Source organism: Bacillus sp. AFS059628 (assembly GCF_002571225.1).
In the GTDB taxonomy this organism is placed as follows: Bacteria; Bacillota; Bacilli; order Bacillales; family Bacillaceae_G; genus Bacillus_A.
In genome coordinates this window covers 1-236 of sequence record NZ_NVEC01000131.1, presented here as the reverse complement: position 1 = coordinate 236, position 236 = coordinate 1, and the positions used below count along the sequence as shown (strand labels likewise).

At 36.9% G+C, this 236-nt stretch carries 1 pseudogene; it reads right to left on the bottom strand.

Features of this window, described 5'->3' with window-relative positions:
* Window positions 1-236: pseudogene (locus COL05_RS29950) on the bottom strand (DDE-type integrase/transposase/recombinase); the annotation flags it as partial.

The following is a 236-nucleotide window of genomic DNA, read 5'->3' as shown; positions in this document are numbered from 1 at the left end:
AATTCTTTTATGTAGAGGAATTCTAACTTCATGATCCCGAAGAAATTCTCCATTACTGCGTTGTCATAACAGTTTCCTTTTCGAGACATACTTTGCACAACACCCCTTAATTCTAGTGTCCGGACATATTGTTTCATTTGATAATGCCAGCCTTGATCGGAGTGCATCAATAGTTGGTGATTTTCTGGTAAACGTTCTAATGCTATTTCTAACATTTCTGAAACAAGCGAATACGT